General features: G+C 48.8%; 6 protein-coding genes. 3 read left to right on the forward strand and 3 right to left on the reverse strand.

Annotated elements, in window-relative coordinates:
* Positions 1-12 precede the first annotated feature (12 nt).
* Positions 13-594, forward strand: coding sequence for a dCTP deaminase (gene dcd, locus J8X26_RS04635; protein WP_152325831.1), 582 nt, complete (start codon positions 13-15; stop codon positions 592-594).
* Between the two features lie 44 nt (positions 595-638).
* Entirely contained in the window at positions 639-2,489 is a 1,851-nt protein-coding gene (asmA, locus tag J8X26_RS04640; protein WP_208950269.1) for an outer membrane assembly protein AsmA, read from the forward strand.
* Positions 2,490-2,564: 75 nt separating this feature from the next.
* Here the strand turns inward: asmA and J8X26_RS04645 are convergent, their stop codons facing one another.
* Positions 2,565-4,151, reverse strand: coding sequence for a TerC family protein (locus J8X26_RS04645; protein ID WP_208950270.1), 1,587 nt, complete (start codon positions 4,149-4,151; stop codon positions 2,565-2,567).
* 463 nt (positions 4,152-4,614) lie between these two features.
* On the opposite strand from J8X26_RS04645, the gene galU reads away from it, so the two are divergent.
* The gene (gene galU, locus J8X26_RS04650; RefSeq protein ID WP_208950271.1) at positions 4,615-5,502 is read left to right on the forward strand and encodes a UTP--glucose-1-phosphate uridylyltransferase GalU; all 888 of its coding nucleotides are present in this window, start codon (positions 4,615-4,617) and stop codon (positions 5,500-5,502) included.
* A gap of 120 nt (positions 5,503-5,622) precedes the next feature.
* On the opposite strand, the gene rfbA is transcribed toward galU, so the two are convergent.
* Both rfbA and rfbB read right to left on the reverse strand, forming a co-directional pair.
* Positions 5,623-6,495 carry a glucose-1-phosphate thymidylyltransferase RfbA gene (gene rfbA, locus J8X26_RS04655; protein ID WP_208950272.1) on the reverse strand — a complete coding sequence of 291 codons (873 nt, stop codon included), beginning with the start codon at positions 6,493-6,495 and terminating at the stop codon, positions 5,623-5,625.
* Positions 6,496-6,515: 20 nt separating this feature from the next.
* Entirely contained in the window at positions 6,516-7,580 is a 1,065-nt protein-coding gene (gene rfbB / locus J8X26_RS04660; protein WP_165057018.1) for a dTDP-glucose 4,6-dehydratase, read from the reverse strand.
* Between the last annotated feature and the right edge of the window lie 437 nt (positions 7,581-8,017).

Here is an 8,017-nt window from a genome sequence, read left to right on the forward strand (position 1 = left end):
ACCGGAGATACGATGAGACTTTGCGATCGAGACATAGAAGCCTGGCTGGACAGCGGCAAATTAGGCATTTCACCCCGTCCGCCGGTTGAGCGGATTAACGGTGCAACGGTAGATGTGCGTCTGGGTAACGGTTTTCGCGTTTTCCTCGGCCATAACGCTGGCTTTATCGATCTGAGTGGCCCGAAAGACGAAGTAAGCGCGGCGCTGGACAAAGTGATGAGCGACGAAATCGTTCTGCCGGAAGGTGAAGCTTTCTTCCTGCATCCCGGCGAACTGGCGCTGGCGGTCACTTTTGAATCCGTCACTATTCCGGATGATCTGGTGGGCTGGCTCGATGGCCGTTCTTCACTGGCGCGTCTGGGCCTGATGGTACACGTCACGGCACACCGCATCGATCCGGGCTGGAAAGGTCGCATCGTCCTTGAGTTCTACAATTCCGGTAAACTGCCTCTGGCGCTTCGCCCGGGTATGCTGATTGGCGCGTTAAGCTTTGAACCGTTGTCCGGTTCAGCTGCACGCCCTTATAACAGCCGTCAGGATGCGAAATACCGCGACCAGCAAAGTGCAATTGCCAGTCGTATTGATAAAGACTGATTCTGTTTTTTATCGGCGTGAGCGGATGAAAACGTGAGGAAGGCATGAGAAGACTACTGACAACACTGGTGATTTTACTGGTGGTTATCATTGCCGGCATGACTTCGCTGGTATTTCTGATCAACCCGAACGATTTCCGTCAGTACATGGTGGAAAGGGTTGAGGTGAAAAGCGGTTACAAGCTGGCCATTAATGGTTCGCTGCGCTGGCACGTCTGGCCGCAGCTGAGCATTATTGCCGGGCAGACATCGCTCACCGCGCCGGGTGCGAAAGAACCGGTGGTCAGTGCTGAAAATATGCGACTGGATGTCAAACTCTGGCCTCTCATTTCTCATCAGCTCGCCGTAAAGCAAGTTTTGTTTAAAAATGCGATTATCCGGTTAACGCCGGATACCGAAGAGAATCAGCCCGATGCGCCGGTTGCTCCATCTTCTCCGGTTCCTGTGGCGCCCGGTGCGTCTGAGCTGGACGCTGGCTGGAAGTTCGACATTGATAAAATCAGCATCGCTGACAGTTTGCTTATCTGGCAGCGTGGCGACGATGAACAAATCAATGTGCGCGACATTAATCTCGAAATTGATAAAGACGACAACCGGCAGGCTTCTGTCCAGCTTTCCAGCCGCATCAATCGTAATCAGCGTGATTTAGCCTTCACGATGAATGCGGAACTGGATATGCAGCATTATCCGCAGGCCTTTGCTGCCAACATCAGCAAATTTACCTATCAGCTGAGCGGCGCGGATATTCCGGTTAAAGGCATTCAGGGCAACGGTTCGATGCAGGCGAGTTATCAGCGGGAAACTAATGCTGTGACGCTCAGCCAGATGGCGCTGACCGCCAATGATAATCAGATCTCCGGTACGGCTTCGGCCACGCTGGGAGATGAACCGAATTATCAGCTGAACCTGAACGCGGAAAAACTCGATCTGGATGCGCTTTCCGGCTGGCAGCCGAAAACAACGGAAGAGACAGCCACGACTTCTCAGGCCATCACGTCGGCACCGGTTATTGCGCGCGACATAGATGAACAACCCAACGGGCTGAGTGAACTTCAGACATTCAATGCACACCTGGCGCTGAAAGTGGCTGATCTTACTTACCGTGGAATGAAAATTCAGAACCTGGCGCTCGAAGCTGATAATCAGCAAGGGCAGGTTTTGCTGTCGACGTTCAGCGGCAACATGGGTACCGGCAATTTCTCACTGCCAGGCAAAATGGATGTGACGGGCAAGAAAATTCAGGTTCAGTTGGTGCCTGACGTCAACAAGATTGAGCTGGGCGATTTGCTTTCGGCATATGAGTTGCCTAAGGCGCTGACCGGCAACTTCTCGCTGAAGGGTAATGTGAGCGGTGAAGGCCTTTCATCCGCTGATTTCGCGCGGCACTGGCAGGGCGATGGCCAGATTTCAATGGATAATGCGCGTCTGAATGGCATGAATATTCAGCAGCTTATCCAGCAGGCTATTGCGAGAAACAGCGATAAAGTTCAGGGCCTCGATCGTTACGAGCACTACAGCCAGATTGATACGCTGAATGCGAAAGGACATCTTGCCGATGGCACGCTGACGCTGAGCAATATGGAAGGAGTGTCGCCGATGGTCACCGGCAAAGGTGACGGCACCATTAATATGGCTGCACAGCAGGTGGATTTGAATCTGCTGATCCGCGTAACCGGCGGCTGGAAGGGCGACAGCAATCTGATCAATACGCTGAAAACGACCGATATTCCGCTGCGCGTGTACGGGCCGTGGTCGCAGATGCATTATCAGTTGCAGGTTGACCAGATATTGCGTCAGTCACTGGAGCAGAGCGCCCGCAGCGCTATCCAGAACTGGATTGATAAACGCAAAGACAGTAAAGCCGGTGATGAAGTGCAGAAGATATTGAAGAAGTAACATCGGATTAGCCGGGAATAAAAACGGGGTGCTCAATGGCACCCCGTTTTTTTGGTCACGCTTACCGCGAAGAAATCAGACTTCGTAGTCGTCGGACACCGGCGGAATGAGCGGGGTGATCTTCACTTTTAAAATCCGGTGACTGCTGACTTCCAGTGGTTCGTACAGATAATTGTTAATTTTTATCTGCGCGCCGACCTGCGGAATGCTCTGGGTATATTCCATCAGTAAACCGGCCAGCGTGTGGTATTCGCGCTTATCATCGAGCGGCAGGGGGATGTACATTGCCAGATCCTCGAGCGGCATATAGCCATTCGCAATCCAGCTTCCGTCTTCCTGCTGCTGGATATCGTGGCGTGCATCCGGCAACTCATCAGATTCCGGCAGATTCCCGGCAATGGTTTCCATCACGTCAGTCAGCGTCACGATGCCTTCGACAGAACCAAACTCATCCACGACAAAAGCAAAGTGCGTTTTCGCCTGACGGAACTGTTCAAGCGCCATCAGCAATGAAAGCTGCTCCGGGAAGATCAAGGGTTGGCGGATCAGTGCCTTAAGATCTAACTCATTTTGCAGCAGCTGCTGTTTAAGCAAGTCAACAACATGAACAACACCCAGCGGCTCGTCGGTCGAGCTGTCTTCCGTCACCAGAATGCGCGTGTGCTGATTCTCGGCAATCTGATTTCTCAGGACATCAATGGGGTCATTCAGTTCGAGATTATCGACGTCATGACGCGAGGTCATTACGCTGCTGACCGTGCGCTGCCCCAGCCCCAGAACGCGTTCAATCATGTTGCGTTCCTGCTGGTTGAAAATGGCGTCTTCTTCAGTGCTGTCCGCAATCATACTGGACGAATGGGCATCCAGTTCAGCCTCTTCATGCTTGCCGCGTAAAACGCGCAGAACAGTCTCCGCCGTGCGTTCACGCAAAGAACGACGCGATGACAGGAAGCGTTTGCGGTTAAATTGTGCCAGCTGATTGAGCGCTTCGATGATCACCGAGAAACCGATAGCCGCGTACAAATAGCCTTTAGGAATCGCGTAGCCAAAGCCTTCGGCGACCAGACTGAAGCCGATCATCAGCAGGAAACTCAGACATAAAATAACGATGGTGGGATGCGCGTTCACAAACTTAGTCAGCGGCTTGCTGGCCAGGAGCATCAGCCCGATGGCGATACAGACTGCCGCCATCATAACGGCCAGATGATCCACCATACCAACGGCGGTAATCACCGAGTCGAGGGAAAATACCGCATCGAGCACCACGATCTGCGTCACGACAGGCCAGAATCTGGCACCGCTTTGCTGCTGGCTCTGCTCTTCATCTTTACCTTCCAGGCGCTCATTGAGCTCCATGGTGGCTTTAAACAGCAGGAACACGCCGCCGGTCAGCATAATCATGTCTCGGGCGCTGAACGGATGCCCGAGTAAAGTGATGAGAGGGCGGGTGAGGGTCGACAGCCAGGAAATTGACGCCAGTAACAACAGGCGCATCACTAATGCCAGCATTAAACCTGTGACGCGGGCTTTGTCGCGCTGCCGGCGGGGAAGCTTTTCTGCCAAAATGGCGATGAAAATCAGGTTGTCTATCCCTAAGACAATTTCAAGGATTACCAGGGTAGCCAGCCCGGCCCAGATTGACGGATCGGCGATCCATTCCATATTGCTTGTTTCACCTTTAGTTACACGACGATTGTCGCACGTTGAATAATGGGCGTCAGAGGGCGAAATTTCAAATCTAAATCAGCTTGCTACCGCATAGCGTGATGGAAATGAAACAGGTGCGGTTGCTGTGCGGTAAAGTTTAACGGGATGTTTTGGAAAGCAGCAAATTGTGTGCAGAAAATCAGCGAACAGGTTCAACATTCCTAATTTTAAGTCTTTAGCTTACCGTTATGTGCTGCTTGCTGGTATCGTAATGGCATACACAGAATGGTGCTGGAGTCCTAAAGTCAGCAGTATAGTCTCCCTAAACGAAATCACAGGGACTATACTCAGGGAAGAAAATATCGTGCTGGGAAATTAATTTGTTTATACAATTTCAGTTCAGTGAATGCCCTGACATGTTTGGCTCCCCAACTGACTGAATTTACACACCAATAGGTTTCAAGGAGTATCTTCTACAATGTTAAAAGCTGTTATCCCTGTTGCCGGTCTGGGCACACGTATGTTGCCAGCGACGAAAGCCATTCCAAAAGAAATGTTGCCTATCGTCGACAAGCCTTTAATCCAGTACATCGTTAATGAATGTGCGGCGGCGGGCATCAAAGAGATCATTCTCGTCACGCATTCTTCCAAAAATGCCATCGAAAACCACTTCGATACTTCATTCGAACTGGAAAGCATGCTGGAAACCCGCGTTAAGCGTCAGTTGCTGGAAGAAGTGCAGTCAATCTGTCCGAAAGGCGTGACTATCATGAACGTGCGTCAGGGGCAGTCTAAAGGCCTTGGACATGCCGTTCTGTGTGCTAAACCTTTGATTGGTAACTCACCTTTTGCGGTTATCCTTCCAGACGTTCTGATGGATGATTCAACCAGCGATCTGCGTAAAGACAACCTTGCAGCAATGCTTCGCCGTTTCAAAGAGACCGGCAACAGCCAGGTTATGGTTGAAGAAGTGCCTGAAAAAGACGTGTCCAAATACGGTATCGTGAACTGTAATGGTGCGGAAGTTGAGCCGGGCGAAAGTGCGCCAATGACGGCCATCGTTGAAAAACCTGAATTGAAAGATGCGCCATCTAACCTCGCGGTTGTGGGGCGTTATGTTCTTTCCGAAGCTATCTGGCCGCTGCTGGCAGTAACGCCATACGGTGCAGGTAATGAAATCCAGTTGACGGATGCCATTGCTATGCTGATGAAAAAACAAACTGTAGAAGCTTTCTCCATGACTGGCCGTTCACACGACTGTGGTGACAAACTCGGTTATATGAAAGCGTTTGTTGAGTATGGCATTCGCCATAACTCACAAGGTGAAGCGTTCAAGGCGTGGTTGAAAGAGTTTGTAGAAGAGTAAATACTTATCCAATGCGAACAAAAAAAAGCACCGAATTACCGGTGCTTTTTTATATCTGATTTCCAGAAGCGCTATTTTAAACAATCCTGGATGTCTGAGAGATTTAGGTAAACCTTACTCTTACTTCTGTTCATTTAGCAGTTGGGTCAGATAGGTTCCATAAGCTGTTTTACTCATTAAAGCAGCTTGTTCAGCAACACGTTCTTTGCTGAGCCATCCTTTACGGAATGCGATTTCCTCAAGACAGGCTACTTTGAAACCCTGTCGCTTCTCGATGGTATGGACGAATTGCGAAGCTTCTATCAGGCTGTCATGCGTGCCGGTATCCAGCCACGCAAAACCACGCCCCAAAAGTTCGACTTGCAGTTGACCCTTCTCAAGATACATTTCGTTTAATGTGGTTATCTCAAGTTCACCGCGATGAGATGGCTTCACTTGTTTAGCCATTTCTACAATGTTGTTGTCATAGAAATAAAGCCCGGTTACTGCCCAATGAGATTTTGGTTTTAATGGTTTTTCCTCAATGGAAAGTGCCTTGAAATCCTTATCAAATTCAACCACGCCAAAGCGCTCAGGATCTTGTACCTGATAACCGAAGACCGTAGCGCCAGTCTCTCTTTTGGAAACGGCTTCGAGTTGTTTGCCAAAGCTTTGACCAAAATAGATATTGTCGCCGAGAACCAGTGCGCAACGCTCACCGTTAATAAATTCTTCACCGATGATAAATGCCTGGGCAAGACCGTCGGGAGAAGGTTGCACGGCATATTCCAATTTAATACCGAACTGCGAACCATTACCCAGTAAACGCTTGAATGACGGCATATCTTCAGGAGTAGAAATGACCAATATCTCATTAATCCCTGCGAGCATTAGCACCGATATTGGATAATAAATCATCGGTTTATCATAAATTGGCAGCAGTTGCTTAGATACACCGCGTGTCAGGGGGTACAGGCGTGTGCCTGAACCACCGGCTAAAACGATACCTTTCACTTAATTCTTCTCCTCAAATATTAGTCAGTCAGGCCTAAACGTTCACCGGCATAGGAACCATCCTGAACACGGCGCCACCAATTTTCATTGTTCAGATACCATTCGACCGTTTTCCGGATACCGCTTTCGAAAGTTTCCTGCGGCTTCCAGCCTAATTCTTGATCAATCTTAGTTGCATCAATTGCGTAGCGCATGTCGTGACCAGGCCGATCTTTGACGAAAGTGATGAGCTCAGAGAAATGGGTGATGCCTGCCGGTTTATCTGAAATCAGTTCATCAAGCAATCCGCAGATTGTCTTAACAACATCAATATTTTTGCGCTCGTTATGACCACCAATGTTATAGGTTTCGCCTACCACACCTTCGGTTACCACTTTATAAAGTGCGCGGGCATGATCTTCTACAAACAACCAGTCACGAATTTGGGCTCCATCACCGTAAACAGGTAACGCTTTACCCGACAATGCGTTAAGAATGATGAGGGGAATGAGTTTTTCAGGGAAGTGATAAGGACCGTAATTATTTGAACAGTTTGTCACAATAGTAGGGAAGCCGTACGTGCGCTGCCATGCACGAACAAGGTGATCGCTTGAGGCTTTTGACGCAGAGTAAGGGCTGCTTGGTGCGTACGGTGTCGTTTCAGTGAAAAGATCTGTAGTACCGTGCAAATCACCATACACTTCATCCGTCGAAATATGATGGAAGCGGAAAGCTGTTTTTTTCTCTTCAGACAACGAGCTCCAGAAATGCCGAGCTGCCTCAAGAAGAACGTAAGTACCCACGATGTTAGTTTCGATAAAAGCTGCTGGCCCATCAATTGAACGATCAACATGGCTTTCAGCTGCGAGATGCATAACAGCATCAGGTTGAAAGGTTGCAAAAACAGCATCAAGGGCTGAACGGTCACAGATATTTACCTGAGCAAACTCATAACGGCTGTTATCCGAAACAGAAACGAGCGATTCAAGATTACCTGCATAGGTAAGACTATCGACCACCAAGACATTATCATGCGTATTATCAATAACGTGACGAACAACTGCTGAACCGATGAAACCGGCACCACCGGTGATCAAGATTTTCATATATACGTACTCATTTATGAAGTGTTAGCTTTTTGATATGCTCAAAAAATCAGCTATTTCGCTTTAGCTTGCGAAGAACAACATAGCGTAGCGCAGAGTCAGGGTAAGCGCAGCTATAATCAGGTTATTCTAGCGTTTTTGAGCTAAATATTTCGTGGTGCTTAAAATAAATAAAACACGCCAGATATCTGATTAAAAAATGCTCCTAATGGTTGAGCCTGACTACCATTGAATCCTGTGGCAAAACGTGTGGAATATCATATTACTTGTCGGTAAAAGTTCTCGTAGGAATTGTCCAATTTTCAGCACAAATGAAGCTTCGTGAGGGAATAAAAATGCTTTCAATTGCTGCAGAGTGTCTGGCCTGGGGCTTTGTTGAATAAATCGAACTTTTGGCCGTAATCAGGATCAGATCACCACATTCCCGATCCTGTAGC

Origin of the sequence: Rahnella sp. ChDrAdgB13, from assembly GCF_017655185.1 — a bacterium.
Lineage (GTDB): Bacteria > Pseudomonadota > Gammaproteobacteria > Enterobacterales > Enterobacteriaceae > Rahnella > Rahnella contaminans.